This window comes from Emticicia sp. 21SJ11W-3, from assembly GCF_024138715.1.
Lineage (GTDB): Bacteria > Bacteroidota > Bacteroidia > Cytophagales > Spirosomataceae > Emticicia > Emticicia fluvialis.
In genome coordinates this window covers 2,978,342-2,993,800 of record NZ_CP092074.1, presented here as the reverse complement: position 1 = coordinate 2,993,800, position 15,459 = coordinate 2,978,342, and the positions used below count along the sequence as shown (strand labels likewise).

The 15,459-nt window shown below is 43.8% G+C and carries 16 protein-coding genes; 12 read left to right on the top strand and 4 right to left on the bottom strand.

What is annotated here, in order from left to right; all coding sequences use genetic code 11:
- The first annotated feature begins 269 nt into the window (after positions 1-269).
- On the top strand, positions 270-1,064 hold the full coding sequence (locus MB380_RS12640; RefSeq protein ID WP_253522997.1) for a thymidylate synthase: 795 nt from the start codon (positions 270-272) through the stop codon (positions 1,062-1,064).
- A 126-nt stretch (positions 1,065-1,190) separates the two neighbouring features.
- Here the strand turns inward: MB380_RS12640 and MB380_RS12635 are convergent, their stop codons facing one another.
- A complete protein-coding gene (locus tag MB380_RS12635) occupies positions 1,191-1,583 on the bottom strand; it encodes a DUF2141 domain-containing protein (RefSeq protein ID WP_253522995.1) in 393 nt (130 codons plus the stop codon).
- A 140-nt stretch (positions 1,584-1,723) separates the two neighbouring features.
- Here MB380_RS12635 and MB380_RS12630 point away from each other — a divergent pair, with 140 nt between their 5' ends.
- The 4 genes from MB380_RS12630 (at position 1,724) to MB380_RS12615 (ending at position 5,011) form a co-directional block, all read left to right on the top strand.
- Positions 1,724-3,439, top strand: coding sequence for a DNA polymerase/3'-5' exonuclease PolX (locus MB380_RS12630; protein WP_253522992.1), 1,716 nt, complete (start codon positions 1,724-1,726; stop codon positions 3,437-3,439).
- Entirely contained in the window at positions 3,436-3,651 is a 216-nt protein-coding gene (locus MB380_RS12625; RefSeq protein WP_253522989.1) for a VOC family protein, read from the top strand. Before MB380_RS12630 ends, MB380_RS12625 begins: the two co-directional genes overlap by 4 nt.
- A 69-nt stretch (positions 3,652-3,720) precedes the next feature.
- Positions 3,721-3,948 carry a VOC family protein gene (locus MB380_RS12620; RefSeq protein ID WP_253522986.1) on the top strand — a complete coding sequence of 76 codons (228 nt, stop codon included), beginning with the start codon at positions 3,721-3,723 and terminating at the stop codon, positions 3,946-3,948.
- Positions 3,949-4,033: 85 nt separating this feature from the next.
- Positions 4,034-5,011 (top strand): hypothetical protein, encoded by a 978-nt coding sequence (locus MB380_RS12615; RefSeq protein WP_253522983.1) that lies wholly within the window; start codon positions 4,034-4,036, stop codon positions 5,009-5,011.
- 81 nt (positions 5,012-5,092) lie between these two features.
- Here MB380_RS12615 and MB380_RS12610 read toward each other — a convergent pair whose 3' ends face one another.
- Complete coding sequence (locus MB380_RS12610; RefSeq protein WP_253522980.1) at positions 5,093-5,812, bottom strand: prolyl oligopeptidase family serine peptidase; 720 nt, start codon at positions 5,810-5,812, stop codon at positions 5,093-5,095.
- 311 nt (positions 5,813-6,123) lie between these two features.
- Here MB380_RS12610 and MB380_RS12605 point away from each other — a divergent pair, with 311 nt between their 5' ends.
- Positions 6,124-8,976, top strand: a complete 2,853-nt coding sequence (locus tag MB380_RS12605) for an outer membrane beta-barrel protein (RefSeq protein WP_253522977.1) — start codon at positions 6,124-6,126, stop codon at positions 8,974-8,976.
- Positions 8,977-9,350: 374 nt separating this feature from the next.
- On the opposite strand, the gene MB380_RS12600 is transcribed toward MB380_RS12605, so the two are convergent.
- The gene (locus MB380_RS12600) at positions 9,351-10,331 is read right to left on the bottom strand and encodes a glycosyltransferase (protein WP_253522975.1); all 981 of its coding nucleotides are present in this window, start codon (positions 10,329-10,331) and stop codon (positions 9,351-9,353) included.
- A gap of 232 nt (positions 10,332-10,563) precedes the next feature.
- Between MB380_RS12600 and MB380_RS12595 the strand changes: the two genes are divergently transcribed.
- The 5 genes from MB380_RS12595 to MB380_RS12575 all read left to right on the top strand — a co-directional run bounded on the left by MB380_RS12595 (position 10,564) and on the right by MB380_RS12575 (position 13,814).
- Positions 10,564-10,899: a helix-turn-helix transcriptional regulator gene (locus MB380_RS12595; RefSeq protein WP_253522972.1), complete on the top strand. Its 336-nt coding sequence runs from the start codon at positions 10,564-10,566 to the stop codon at positions 10,897-10,899.
- Between the two features lie 60 nt (positions 10,900-10,959).
- Positions 10,960-11,805, top strand: a complete 846-nt coding sequence (locus MB380_RS12590) for an arsenite methyltransferase (protein WP_253522969.1) — start codon at positions 10,960-10,962, stop codon at positions 11,803-11,805.
- 112 nt (positions 11,806-11,917) lie between these two features.
- Positions 11,918-12,334, top strand: a complete 417-nt coding sequence (locus MB380_RS12585) for an arsenate reductase ArsC (RefSeq protein ID WP_253522966.1) — start codon at positions 11,918-11,920, stop codon at positions 12,332-12,334.
- Positions 12,335-12,382: 48 nt separating this feature from the next.
- Positions 12,383-13,243: a chromate resistance protein ChrB domain-containing protein gene (locus tag MB380_RS12580; protein ID WP_253522963.1), complete on the top strand. Its 861-nt coding sequence runs from the start codon at positions 12,383-12,385 to the stop codon at positions 13,241-13,243.
- A gap of 61 nt (positions 13,244-13,304) precedes the next feature.
- Complete coding sequence (locus MB380_RS12575; RefSeq protein WP_253522946.1) at positions 13,305-13,814, top strand: hypothetical protein; 510 nt, start codon at positions 13,305-13,307, stop codon at positions 13,812-13,814.
- 81 nt (positions 13,815-13,895) lie between these two features.
- On the opposite strand, the gene MB380_RS12570 is transcribed toward MB380_RS12575, so the two are convergent.
- On the bottom strand, positions 13,896-14,264 hold the full coding sequence (locus MB380_RS12570) for a hypothetical protein (RefSeq protein WP_253522929.1): 369 nt from the start codon (positions 14,262-14,264) through the stop codon (positions 13,896-13,898).
- Between the two features lie 385 nt (positions 14,265-14,649).
- Here MB380_RS12570 and bla point away from each other — a divergent pair, with 385 nt between their 5' ends.
- Positions 14,650-15,402, top strand: a complete 753-nt coding sequence (bla, locus tag MB380_RS12565; RefSeq protein WP_253522927.1) for a subclass B1 metallo-beta-lactamase — start codon at positions 14,650-14,652, stop codon at positions 15,400-15,402.
- Positions 15,403-15,459: the final 57 nt, after the last annotated feature.

Here is a 15,459-nt window from a genome sequence, read left to right as displayed (position 1 = left end):
TTTATACTTGTATCAGCCATATTTTCTACCGATATATCATCCCTACGGGATACCCAATCTTTCAAAAAACTCAGAATCAATCTAAAAGCAATCCCAAACAAGTGCAGATTCATTTCTGCCTCAAAAGACTTGAAGATGTTGAACTGAATGGTTCAATCAAACCCTTTAGAATATTTATTGGCAGCTTATATTCTACGATTCAAAATGCACTACGGGTTTAAATTAATAATTTCATTACCTTTGCAAAAATTCTCAATAGCCGCAATCCCATGAAGCAGTATCAGGACCTACTCAAACATATTCTTGAAAACGGAACCAGAAAAACCGATCGTACCGGCACCGGTACTATCAGCGTTTTTGGTTATCAGATGCGGTTTAATCTGCAAGAGGGTTTTCCGTTGGTAACTACCAAAAAAGTACATACGCGGTCTATTATTCATGAGTTGTTGTGGTTTATCAGAGGCGAAACCAATATTGGATACCTGAAAGAAAACGGGGTATCTATCTGGGATGAATGGGCGGACGCCGATGGCAACCTGGGCCCCATTTACGGCAAGCAATGGCGCAGCTGGGCCACCGCCGACGGCAGCAGTATAGACCAGCTGAAAGAGGTAATCAATACCCTTAAAAAATCTCCTGATTCGCGCCGGATTATCGTTTCTGCCTGGAATGTCGGTGAGCTTTCGCAAATGGCTTTAATGCCCTGCCATGCCTTGTTTCAGTTTTATGTGGCCGATAACAAGCTGTCATGCCAGTTATACCAGCGCAGTGCCGATGTTTTTCTGGGTGTGCCTTTCAATATTGCTTCTTATGCCTTACTGACCATGATGATAGCGCAGGAGTGCGGGCTGGAAGCCCATGAGTTTATCTGGACAGGCGGCGATACCCACATTTACCTGAACCATCTGGAACAGGTTGAACTGCAACTATCGCGCGAGCCACGCAAACTACCCAAAATGTGGGTAAACCCCGAGGTGAAAAGCATTTTCGACTTTAAAATTGAAGACTTCCGCCTGGAAGAATATGACCCATACCCGGCCATTAAAGCGCCTGTGGCGGTTTAAAATCAAATATTTTTGTGGGCTATAAAGATTTGTTTCTGCCATCTGGCATGGCCTGTGGGCAGAAACAAATCTTTCTGCAAATACCCCGATACCTTTCTGCATGATACGGCAAAACAAAGCATAGCCTTATTGCAGTACAATTTCAATTGTTTTATCTTCTTTCAGCCAAAACAGGCTTTCTTTAAAATCTGGCGGGCCAAGCACAGCCTTTACGTTGTTCGACATCCCCCAGGGTTCTTTCGGTATGCCTATCAGGTTGGTATCAAGTTTCTGGTTGCCGTTTACGTCATGATACACCCGCACCGAATATTGCCCCGGGCTTAGGCCCAGTATATCTGCCATGGCCAGCTTGTTGCCTATGGGCACCATCATCCGGCTTTGGGGTTGCTGGCTGGCATTTACTACTTCCAGCATCAGTTTCCCCTTTGTGTTTTCAAAACCGCTTACTTTTACTTTTAAAACGGGTTGCTGTGCCAGCGCACTAAGGCTCAGCAACCACAGAAACAGCATTTTTTTCATCAGATTTTCAGAATTTGCTTTTAAACCAGAGCTATATTAACGAATGAAACAAGATAATTACAATCAGTTTCACAATTTATTATTTATTTTGAGTTTCAAAAAATCAGAACAGATACTCTATCCTAATACTACCTACGCGCATGGTTACTAACGAATACATAGTTGAAACACTTGAACTGACCGCAAAGTTAATGGAATTGCACGATGCCGACGAATTTCGGATAAGAGCTTATACCAACGCCGTTTATTACCTCGATAAATTTACCGGAGACCTCGCCGGTATGGACCTTGCCCAACTTACGCAGGTGCAGGGTGTGGGTAAAACCGTGGCAGGCAAAGTGCTTGAGATAGTAACTACCGGAACCCTGAAAGAGTTACAGGATTTGTTGACTAATACCCCCGAGGGCGTGATTGACATGTTCAAAATAAAGGGCATAGGGGTTAAGAAAATAAAAGTGCTATGGAAAGAAGTGGGCATAGACAACATCAATGATTTGCAGATAGCCTGCGAAAACGGCACCCTGGGCAAAGTAAAAGGCTTTGGCGGCAAAACGCAGGATTCTATACTGGATTCAATCGTTTTTTTGCAGAGCCAGGCAGGTAAACTGCGCATGGATAAGGCCGAAGCGCTGGCAGAAACCATTGCCGCAGAACTGAAAAAGTATTTCAGCAAGGCAGAGGTTTCCGGGCAGGTGCGCCGTAAAAACGAAATCGTTGATTCATTGCTGTTTCTGGTAACTGACGAAGCACCCAAAGCGCATGGTTTCTTTGCACATTTGCCTGAAAGTTTTGCTGAAAACCCCCGGATATCGTCGCCCTTTACCTGGCGCGGCAAATACCTGGATAACAAAATAGACCTCGAAATCAGGTTTGTGCCTGCCAGCCAGCTGGTGCAAAAGCAGTTTATATATTCGGCAGATATCAACCACCTGAAACATAAAAACGAGCAGGGCAAAACCCTGATGCAGATAAGCGCAGCGCAGGGTATCAGCACCGAAGAGGAGATTTACGAAAAATACGGCATACCTTACATCATACCCGAAATGCGCGAAGGCGCAGGCGAGTTTGAGTGGATAACTAACCACAAAAACGAAGACCTGATAAGCTGGCAGGGCCTGAAAGGCATTTTGCATAACCACTCTACGTACTCAGACGGCCGGCATTCGCTCGAGCAAATGGCGCGCTATTGTCAGGAACTGGGCTTTGAGTACCTCGGCATCGCCGACCACTCGCAGTCGGCGCAGTATGCATCGGGGCTGGGTGTGCATAAAGTAATGCAACAGCATACCGAAATTGAAGAACTGAACCAAAAACTGAATGCAGGTGGAGGTAAGCCATTTAAAATTCTGAAAGGCATTGAGTCGGATATTCTGGGAGATGGCTCACTGGATTACCCCGATGAGGTGCTGGCTACTTTTGATTTTGTGGTGGCGTCGGTCCACTCGAACCTGAACATGACAGAAGCACGCGCCACCGAACGCCTCCTGAAAGCCATTGAAAACCCATATACTACTATTCTGGGGCACCCGACGGGCAGGCTGCTGCTTTCAAGGCAAGGATACCCTATTGACTACAAGGTCGTTATCGACAGTTGCGCAGCGAACGGCGTGGTGATAGAAATCAACGCCAGCCCATACCGCCTTGATTTAGACTGGCGCTGGATACAATATGCCCTTGAAAAAGGCGTAATGCTGAGCATAAACCCCGATGCCCACGAAATGGATGGCTACATGGATATGCACTATGGCGTAGCAGTAGCCCGCAAAGGCGGCCTTACTACCGGCATGACCTTTAATGCCCTGAGCCTGGAGGAAATAGAAGCGTTTTTGGCGAAACGGAAAGAAAGGGTAAAATGAAAGTTGATTGGGTTTTTATAAACGCAGCGTCTCGCTTAGAAAAAATAATAAATAAAATTTCCGGAAAGTTAACAGCAGAAGCAATAAACATGATGGCTATGCAAAAAACCATTACTTTTCTGATGTTTGTCGGTGAGCAGTACGGTAAAGCCGAAGAGGCCATCAGGTTTTATGTATCCTTATTTAAGCATTCAGCACATAGAACATTATGAAACCGACGAACCGGGCGGACATAAAGGAAAAGTGAAACACGCCCCTTTACCTTAGCAGGGCAAACCTATATGGCCATAGACAGCAGCTTTGCGCACCAGTTCAGTTTTTCGCCAGCGGTGTCGGTCTATGTCAATTGTGAAACCGAAGAAGAAATAGATGCCCTTTACAGCAGCCTGTCAGGAGGCGGCATGACCATGATGCCCCTGGGCGAGTACCCCTTCAGCAAGAAATTCGCCTTCATTGCCGATAAATTTGGATTGAGTTGGCAGTTGAGTTGGGGTTTGGGGAATAAATGAATCAGTTTGCCCAGCGCAAAATTTTGAAATGTTGCATATTATTTAAAAAAAAATAGTTTATCACCTAATAAATTAAATATTTCCTATGACTATAAAAGAGGCAATACTAAAAAGTTTAGAAGAAATTGGAGGTTTGACAAATTATAATGACATAACAAATCATATTATTTTAAAGAATTATATAGATTTCAGAGATTCTAAAACACCTTCTTCAACGGTTTCAGCACAATTAGGAGATTTTATCAGAATTGGTGATTCGCGAGTAAAAAGAATTAAAAAGTCGGGATCCTATTTATATTATTTAACTAAAAATGAGCAATCAGTTGAAATTGAAATCCTTTCAGGAGACAATAAAGTAGTCCCTGATAAGATTGAAAATAAAGTAAAAACAAAAGCTTTTCAAGAAAGAGATTTACATAAGCTTTTAAGCAGTTATTTAAAGAATACAGAAATTTATTCTAAAACAATCTTCCACGAACAATCGAATGGAAATGATAATAATCAAATATGGACTCACCCGGATTTAGTTGGGATAAAGTTCTTAAATTTAAGAAGCAAGGCAAGTCAAAATTTCATTAAGGCAATTAATAAGGTAGATACTTTCAAACTTAGTTCGTATGAAATTAAGAAAGAAATAAATACTGATAGCGAACTAAAAAAAGCTTTTTTTCAGGCAGTTTCGAATTCAAGTTGGGCGAATTATGGATACTTAGTTGTTTTTGAATATAGTGATAGTTTGACTGAAGAAATGGCAAGATTAAATGAATCTTTTGGAATTGGTATAATTAAATTAGAATCAAACCCATATCAAAGCCGAGTTCTATTTACAGCCCGATACCACGATTTAGATTTTAAAACGATTGATAAACTTTGTAAAATAAATAGTGAATTTGAAAAATTTATAGAGCAGGCTGAAAAACTCTTGACAGCAGAGGAAAGATATTATAAGTCGACAGAAAAAGAACTTGATGAATTTTGTGATAAATATTTCATTAATGATTCTGAAATATATGAATATTGCCTAGATAGACGCATACCAATTGAAAAGCCAAAAGAAGAATAGAGCCAACACCAGTTTGGCTCAATTTCAATTGAGTCAGTGTGTCTGCCGTTCTTAGAACGGCAGTATCAGAACTTCAGCCTTCTACTTTAACCGCCATTGCAGCATACAATCATAAATCTCTTGTTTTTCATAAAGAAACTGAATACCATGCCCTTCGTTTTCCAGCCTTTTAAACGCAATATTTCCGTTGCAAGCCTTCAGGGCTTTTACAATGCGCTCGGTCTCGTTTATGTCAACAATAGTATCTGCCGTGCCATGATACGTATAAATGGGCTTTTCTTTCAGGTTTTGGCATAGTTGGCCCAGTTCATTTTCACCCACCCACCCACACAATGGCACCAGCGCTGCCAGCTTGCTGGCGTGGGCGGCTCCGGCCACAAAAGTACCATTGCCACCCAGGCTAATGCCTGTCAGGTACACACGGGTTGGGTCAATTCTGTATCGGGTTTTCAGTTCATCATACAGTGGGTCAAACCAGTTGTCGCTGCCCCAGCTTTTGCCATCAGGGCATTGTGGTGATGCAATTATAAAATCAAATTCTTTTCCCTGTGCAATCAGTTGCGGTATGCCGTAGCCTTTCAGTTTGTTGAGGTCGTTGCCCCTGTGCGAGCTTCCATGCAAATAGATAATAACCGGATATGGCACAGTTTTTTTGTTGTAGTCCTTGGGTAAGTACAATAAATATTTATACTTCTCATGGGGTTTGTCTGGCATTTGTGCCAGCAATGGCCCGGCCGCAAAAACCAAAAGATAACAGCATAAAAGCCGGAAATACAATAATGGAGCTCGAAAAACGCACATAGTAGCTTAATAATAATAAATTGATTATCAGTAATTTGTAAAACGCATGTAAGTATATATGCAAATTTGCAATTTTTATTTAATTTAATTACAAATTAGCCACGCCGCTTTAAAACCATTACCATTGAAATTAATTTTTTTTAATTTTATATTCAGCGTTATATTAGATTAATACAATAGCACAAGTATCTATAATCGACAGCTTTAATATGTTTTATCTACACAAGTTGCAGATTGGTCGCCTAATGAACGGTAGTCACTAAACTTTAAGTCTATTTGTTGCTCTAAATGATGTCAACGAAAAATAATCAATGAAGAAGCATCTATTTTTATTATCAATTGCGCTGCTGGTTTCGGTGGGCTTGTTTGCTCAGGGAGTAGAAGTTACCGGCAAAGTGCAGGAGGCCAAAACCAAAATTGCAGTGGTTGGCGCCAGCGTATTACTGATAAACCAGGCCGACAGCACCCAGCGAAAGGGTGTACAGGCTGATACCGCCGGTTTTTTCCGTTTCACGGGTGTGCAGGCAGGTGCCTACCTGTTGCGCGTTACCTCAATCGGGTATGACGACCTCCGCAATAAAATAACCGTAGGCACTACCAACAAAAACCTGGGTGTGCTGATAATGGGCGAAAACGCCCGCCAGCTAAGCGAGGTAATTGTGCGCGAAAAGCAGATAAGGGTAGAGCAAAAAGGCGATACTGTGCAGTTTAACGCCAATGCCTTTAAAACCAACCCCGATGCGTCGGCCGAAGACCTGGTGAAAAAAATGCCCGGCGTTACTATTGAAAACGGCGTGGTAAAAGCACAGGGCGAAGAAGTAAAAAAAGTAACGGTTGACGGACAGGAGTTTTTTGGCGACGATGCCACGCTGGCGCTAAAAAACCTGCCGGCCGAAATTATAGATAAAGTACAGGTGTTTGACCGCCTCAGCGAGCAAGCCCAGTTTACAGGCTTTGACGACGGTAACTCTGTTAAAACCATTAATATTACTACCCTGCAAGGCAAAAATAACGGCCAGTTTGGTAAGGTTTACGCTGGCTATGGCGAAAACGACCGCTATCAGTCGGGGGTGAGTATGAATCTCTTCAAAAAAGACCAGCGGCTAACCATCATTGGCCTGTCTAATAACATTAATCAGCAGAATTTTTCTAATCAGGATATCCTGGGTGTGCTTGGCTCGTCAGGTGGTGGTGGATTTGGCGGCGGTGCCGGTGGTTTTGCCGGTGGCGGCGGCGCCCGTCCAGGTGGTGGCGGAGGAGGTGGAGGCTTCGGCGGCGGCGGACGCCCCGGTGGTGGTGGCGGCGGTACTAACGCCGGAGACTTTATGGTTGGCCAGCAACCGGGTATTGCCCACACTACGTCTATCGGCCTTAATTACAGCGACAACCTCGGCAAAAAAGTAAAACTTAACACCAGCTACTTTTTCAACTCGGCTAAAAACAGCAACTCAGGCTCTGCCAACCGCGAGTACCTGGGTACTATTCCTCAGACATATACAGAAACCAACGGTTCTGAAAACGACAACCTGAACCACCGCGTTACGATGCGTCTGGAATACAACATCAACAAAAATAACTCTATTATATTTACACCGCGTATTAGCTGGCAGGATAACGACACCTACTCTATGCAGGATGGTAAAACCATGTTGCAGGGTGCCCTGCAAAACACCACCAGTACTACGCGTAACTCAAATAATAAAGGGTATAATTTATCGGGGGAGGTACTTTTCCGCCACCGGTTTACCAAAGAGGGCCGCACGTTCTCGTTAAGTCTGCAGGATAACCTGAGCGACAGAACAGGCCTGAGCAGTCAGTATTCGCTAAGCCGGTATTTTTCACCGAACGACACCACCCAGATAATTAATCAGCAAACGCGCTCTTATACGTACAGCAACCGGGTGTCGGCCATTGCAACCTATACCGAGCCGGTTGGTAAAACAGGCCAGATTCAGTTCGACCACAACATATCATACAACCTGAGTACATCTGACAGGCGTGTCAATGCTTTCGACGAAAAAAACGATACTTATTCTATTCTTAACCAGTCTTTAAGCTCGGTTTTTGATAACGATTACCTTACCAACCGTACTGGTGTAAGTTATCGTATCCGCAATCAGCAATCGTTTTTCACGGTTGGAGCGGCATATCAGAACGCCCAACTGGCCAGCGAGCAAACCTACCCAACGGCTCAGAACGTGAAGTACACTTTCAACAGTGTGTTGCCCAATGCTATGTTCAACTACCGTTTTCAGAACAAAGCCAACATCAGGGTGTTTTACCGTACCAGCACCAATGCGCCTTCGGTTAATCAGTTGCAGGATGTTATCAACAACAGCAACCCTACGCAGCTTTCAACCGGTAACCCTGACCTGAAACAAGACTACAGCCACTCGGTTTCTTTTCGTTTTGGTTCAACAAAGTCTAAAACAGCCCAGAGCTTCAATATATTTGGTAACTTCAGTTACTCAAACAATGCCATTGTGCAGTCAACCTTTATTGCTGATAAAGATTATCAACTGGCCGACGGCATCATTCTTTTCAGAGGGTCGCAGCTTACCAAGCCCGTTAATATGGATGGACTGCTGAATGTTCGCTCTTTTGTAAGTTATGGTTTACCGGTTTCGGCCATTAAATCAAACGTTAATTTCAATGCGGGGGTATCTTACCTTAAAAACCCCAACCTGATAAACAACGTGAAAAGCTTTACCAATAACTATGGCATTAACGGTGGTGTGGTAATAAGCAGCAGTATGAGCGAGAAGTTCGACTTCACGGTGTCTTATTCGCCCAGCTACAACATTGTGCGCAACAGCTTGCAGTCTAATCTGAACAGCAACTTCCTTACCCAGAACACCAACGCCAAAGTGAACTGGTTGTTTGGCAAAGGCTTTGTGTTACAAACCGAGGTGGTCAATCAGGCTTTCTCAGGTCTGGGTGCGGGCTACAACAGAAACTTTACCTTATGGAATGGCGGTTTGGGCTACAAATTCCTGAAAAAACAGGCAGCCGAACTCCGGTTTAATGTGTTTGATATTCTGAAACAAAACAACAGCATCAGCCGTAACGTATCAACGGCCTATGTAGAAGACGTAAGAAACATGGTGCTGGGCCGATATTATATGGTTACTTTCACTTACAACCTGCGTAACTTCAGATTGTAAACCGCGCCATAATCAGACACAACAAAGCCCTGCCGACAAAAATGAACGGCAGGGCTTTGTTGTTGTATTAATGGTTATGATACTCCAATTATTAAGTCTCGCATACAAATAAACCGCGCAACTTATGGTATAAAAGGGTACATACCCGCAAAAAAAACACCCCGATAACCAACCTGAAATCACAAAACAAAACAATTTATTCACTCATTCCCCGCAACACCACCCGCTAATTCAGCGGAACGCCATTCACTCATTCAGCGGAACGCCGCCCGCTAATTCAGCGGAACGCCGCCCGCTAATTCGCTAATTCACTAAATCACTCAATCACTAAATCACTCAATCACTAATTCGCTCATTCACTAATTCGCCATTCCTTACTCATAAAACGGCAAAAACTTAGGCGGCATTTCTTTCAGTTTCGGTGGTGTAGGGTTAATCTTCCGGCCGTTCAGTACAGTTTCATAATACTCAATATACTTGCGGGTTGTGTGTGCCATAGTAAAGTTATCTGCTACGTACTCCGAGCACCGTTTGTTGTCGTAGCTATCAACATCCGCCAGCGCCTCAATCAGCACCGATTTCTTGTCTGACAGCACGCCCATTCCGGCGGGTACCAGTTCTGGCAACGACCCATACGGCGTGCCAAACACAGGGCTGCCCATATACATGCTCTCAATAATAGCAATACCGAAAGGCTCATGCCACAAAACCGGAAACACCAAACCTTTTGAAGTACGCAGCAACTGGTTTTTTTCTTCGCCGCCTATCATGCCATAAAAACTAATGCTGGGGTAGGGGGTAAACCGGAAGCCCATTTTAATATTGAGCCTGGTGCCGCCCAGCACAGCCAGTTTGTTGCCACTGGCCCGGGCTATGCTAATGGCCCCTTTTACGTTTTTTACGCGCCAGGCAGCCTTGGCCAGAAAATGCAGATGCGTACGCGGCACCTTAAAATCTGGTTTACCGTATTCTTCCAGTTTCAGGCCGTTATACACAAAGGCGTCAGACCCATATCTTTCGGCATGATTCCTGGATACAAAAACGGTGTTTTCGTCGCACGCTTCAAAGTCGTTTTTGTTACCTTGTATCATTACAATATAAGGTTTCGACAACGGCTCTTTTGGTTTTTCGTAAAGATGCACAATGTCTGTTTCCTCAGGAATTTGCCTTGCCAGCGGTATTTCCGGGTTGTAATGTATAACCTTTGCAAAGCTGCTCTTTGTACCTTCGGGCGCAATAAATGTAACTTTATGGCCCATTTTTGTTAATTCTTCGCCTAACCACCAAATAATACGTTCAGTACCACCATATTTAGTCACAGGCAAAACAGAGTTACTCAAGATTGCTATATTCATTTAAACTTATGTTATGGATTTTCAGCAAAGATAAACTTAATATCATTGATATTGAAAACGAAAGATTAGGGTAGTGTTATTTGTTTGTCGGAATATTTTTTTTATATTAACAAAAACCAGTGTTTTAAATCAGTTTTTTCTGTTCGGGCTAACGGTAAATAAAAAATAAGGAAAATCTTTTAAATATAAATTCCCATGTCGTATATTTACGACATAATTCAAATCAAACCCCATGACATACGCCAAAACCAGTCTTTTTGATGTGCAGCAGCAGGAAATCGCCCAGATTGCCAAGGCTTTGTCGCACCCGGCGCGTGTGGCCATTATTCAGTTTCTGGCAAAAAAGCAGGTGTGTGTATCGGGCGATATCTCTAACGAACTGCCCCTGAGCCGCACCACGGTGTCGCAACACTTGCAGGAGCTGAAAGAGCTGGGCATAATTCAGGGCGAAGTAAGCGGGCAGCATGTTTGCTATTGTCTCGATATTCAGGTGGTAGCGCGAGTAAAAACGCTATTTCAATTGTTTTTCGAATCGGCTCTGGCTAATCCGCAGGCAGAGTGCTGTTAAAAATTTTTTGCACATATTTGTCGTATGTTTACATCATACACCATAAAACTTAATCAAACAATGACAAACACAGAACAAAACCTGAAACAACTGGTACAGGAGAAGTACAGCGAAATTGCCTTGCAGGATGCAGACCTGAACCGCGCCTCGTGTTGCGGAGCAGGCGGCTGCTCAACAGAGGTTTACAACATCATGGCCGACGATTATACGAATCTGAACGGCTACACCACCGATGCAGACCTGGGCCTGGGCTGTGGTTTGCCCACGCAGTTTGCCCGCATAAGCAAAGGCGACACCGTGGTTGACCTGGGCTCGGGTGCCGGAAACGACTGCTTTGTGGCGCGTGCCGAAACCGGAGAAACCGGCCGCGTAATTGGTATTGATTTTACACCGGCCATGATTGAAAAGGCGCGTATCAACGCCGCAAAGCTGAATTATACCAATGTGGAGTTCCGTCAGGGAGATATTGAGGATATTCCGTTGCGAGACAACCGCGCCGATGTGGTTGTGAGTAACTGTGTGCTTAACCTGGTACCCAACAAGGCGGCCGTTTTTGCTGAAATCAAGCGTATCCTGAAACCCGGCGGGCATTTTAGTATTTCAGACATTGTACTGACTGGCCACCTGCCCGAAAAACTGAAAGAGGCCGCCGAAATGTATGCCGGATGCGTAGCCGGGGCTATTCAGAAAGATGAGTACCTGCAAATGATTGCAGATTCGGGCTTTCAGAACATCGTAATTCAGAAAGAAAAGCCTATTATTGTGCCTGACGATATTCTGGCCAATTACCTGAGCCCGGCAGAAATTGCTGAGTTCAGAAACAGCACGTCGGGTATTTTCAGCATAACGGTTTATGCCGAAAAAGAGGGTCTCAATTGCTGCACTCCGGGGGCTGGGTGTTGTTAGTATCACGGATTGGTAATCCGTGTTTCGTACTACGGATTGATAATCCGTAGGGGGGCATATACAAAGCCCCCACATAATTTTTATCTTACCATAAAAACAAAACATTTGCGCAATGAAGAAAGTACTGGTGTTATGCACGGGTAACTCATGCCGTAGCCAGATAGCCCACGGATACCTGAATCAACTGGCAGCCGGGAAGGCCGAAATTTTCAGTGCAGGCGTAGAAACCCACGGGCTAAACCCGGGCGCCATAGCCACCATGCTTGAAGACGGCATCGATATCAGCGGGAATACCTCAAACAATGTTGATGAATACACCCATATTGATTTCGACTACGTAATTACTGTATGCGACAACGCCCTTGAACGTTGTCCGGTTTTTCCGGGAGCAGTGCGGCAGTTGCACCAGAATTTCCCGGATCCATCCAAATTTAAAGGCGCCTCAGAAGAAGAAAACAAGGCGGAGTTCCGCCGGGTACGTAATCTGATAAAAGAGTATCTTCAGAATTTTGTAGATAACAACCTTTAACAGGGTGCGCCTTCGTTGCTCGTACATTTACCCTAAAACGCACATTTTATGAAGTGGATAACCCGCGAAAAACCCAAAATAGACCGATTGGCCTGCCCCTGGCTTATCAGGAAATTTGTAGATACCCAGGCTGAGTTTATCTATGTGCCTTTTCATGAGGTAATTCCGAAGTCGGTCGAGCTAAATGCTATTCCTTTTGATATCCCGGGGGTAGAGTTTACGCATTACAATGACCGCTGTACTTTCGACTACATCGTCAGTAAATATAACATTCAGGATAAAGCCGTTGGTATTATGGCCGATATTGTAAGAGGCGCAGATACCGACAGATATGAATTAACTGATGAGTCTGCCGGGCTGATGGCCATTTCGGCGGGCCTTTCGTACAATATCTCTGACGACTACCAGCTGCTTGAGCAGGGCTATATAATTTATGATGCCCTTTACAGTTGGGCTACGCATCTGTATAAGCAAAAACACTTACAGAATAGTCCGTTTGAAGACATGCTGCACAAAGTGTATCAGAACCTGCTGAAAGAGACCGACAAAAAGAAAGTACCCGAATGGGTAAAAGAACTGAAACACATTATTCAGGACCAGATTGATGCGCAGTTTAGTTTCGACCTCCGCAAAATATCAGAAGAGCTGGCCATTAATCCATCCTATCTCTCCCGCGAATTTTCAAAATATTTTGATGACCTCAACTTTGGCGAGTATATACGCAAACGGCGTATCGAAAAAGCCATAGACCTGATGCAACAAACCGACTACACCCTTACTGAAATTGCCTATCTGACGGGCTTTTCAGACCAGAGCCATTTTACAAGGTCGTTCAGGCAGCATACGGGTAAAAATCCGCTATCGTTCAGAAATAATCTTCGTAAAGGTAAACCAGATACAAATAGGTAAAAAGCGTGCAATTTCTGTAATGCTGCGGTAACTAGTTTTGTGCCACATCAAAACAAAAACAATGGCATTGAAACATTACCTGGCAACCTTATTTTTATGGTGTAGCATTCTTACTTTCGGGCAAAACAAACCACCAGAGCCAACGTATCCGCGTGTTACTGGTTATGTAGGGGTTATTCATCCGGTTATTACTTTCAGCAGGCAGAATACCCTTAACTTTAAAGACAGCTATGTGGTGGGTTTCCCGGTAGGTCTCAATCTCTGGAAAACCCCCAAAGCAGGTTTTTCGCTTGAAATCGTCCCCCTTATCTTATCCGAAAAAGGCATCAGCCGGGTAAGCAATCTGCTTATTCATCCTGGTGTGCTGGTTGCGCTGGGCAAAGGTTATACTTTTGCCGGCCGGGCAGCTTTTGAAACCTCCGGCCGCTATGGGCTTACACCCGTACTTAATAAGGTAGTAAAGAAAAACAAGCATTCGGGCTATTACATCGCATTACCGTTGCCATTGCGTTTTGGTAATGGCCGCCCTGCATCTTTTACCCTTGGGTTTCAGTTTGGTATGAACTTTTAATGCATGCCCACCAGTAAATAACAAAAAAGGTAACCTAAAAGGCTACCTTTTCTTATTGAACAATTCTCTTACCACTCTCTGTTACTTCAAAACCAATTCCTCTCGTTCAATATCCTGCGCTTGCTTGTTGGCTTCTTTATAGCCGTTTGAAGTAAGCAAATTCTTTTGTTTATAGTTTCGGTGCCTGTTACCCAGTGTTACATCAAAAACAACTTTGTTGGCTTTAGGGGCACCTGAATGTGCTTTATAATTGCGGTGATTATCCAACGGGTTGGTTGAGTAATCGTTTGAAATCGCAATCCTGCTCGATTCGGCCTGCTTACTTTTTTTGGCCAGCAGCATATTCTGCTGTTTATAGTTAACCGGCTGCGAAGCCTTACTTTGCGCGTATGCGGTAGATGCAACGGCCAAAGCCGCCAACACCACCAGGGTGCTTATTTTAGTTCTCATTTTTTTTCGAATAATTTTTGTTTGTACTACCTATATAACGGGTATAAGTACTCAAAAGTTGCAGAAAAAATGAGTATTAATATTTTTTTAAGGTGAGTATTTGTACTTACATACCTGATGGGTGAAGCGTTTCGGCCCGCGGCTAGAATGCCAAAAGATTTTTTGCAGAACCAGGTGTTGCAAAGATACAAGGTAAGCCTGAAAAAAACGAAGCCACCCCCGCTTTTTTGCTTCAAAACCTACCCCAAAAAAGCCACTAGATTTTTTTAAAAAAACTCTTCGCAGGTCTTTTGAGGCTGACTATAAATTTCTGTACCTTTGGTAAGCTCAAAAAAAATCGTGCTATTTATCCTAAAAAATCACTCTTAACAGCAGGAAGAAAAAAATGAAAAACCTTTCACAAACACTCTTATTATTACTACTACAGGTATTTGTTTTTAGTACCCAGGCCCAAAAAAACAAGGCATTTAAACCCAAAGAAGTGTATCAGTCGAAAGACCTGATCATTACCCAGATTGCCGATAATTCTTTCCTGCATGTATCGTATCACCAAACCAACGACTTCGGCAATGTGCCTTGTAACGGGCTGGTGGTCAGAAACGGCCATGAGGTTATTATTTTTGACACACCCACTAAAGACAAAAGCGCCGAAGAACTCATAAAATGGGTTACAGAAACGCTACATTGCCAGATAAAAGCGGTTATTCCTACCCATTTTCATACCGACTGCCTCGGTGGGCTCAATGCGTTTCATCAACATAACATTCCGTCTTATGCCAGTTTTAAGACAATTGAGCTGGCAAAGGAAGACAAAATGCCTGTGCCACAAAACGGCTTTAAAGACCTGCTGACCCTGAAAATTGGCAAAAAACAGGCAACAGCCAGGTTCTTTGGCGAAGGCCATACCAAAGACAACGTAGTAGGTTACTTTGCGCCAGACGACGTCATGTTTGGCGGTTGCCTCATTAAAGAAATAGATGCTACCAAAGGTTATCTGGGCGACGCCAACCTGGCCGAATGGTCGGCCACGGTTGAAAAAGTAAAAGCCGCTTACCCGAAAGCAAAAATTGTGATACCCGGGCATGGCGAATATGGAAATCAGTCATTGCTTGACTACACCATTCAATTGTTTAAGTAGCACCCCAATATGTGTTTTTTAGGCATAATCTGCTCATAGTATTTTACCACCCGCCCG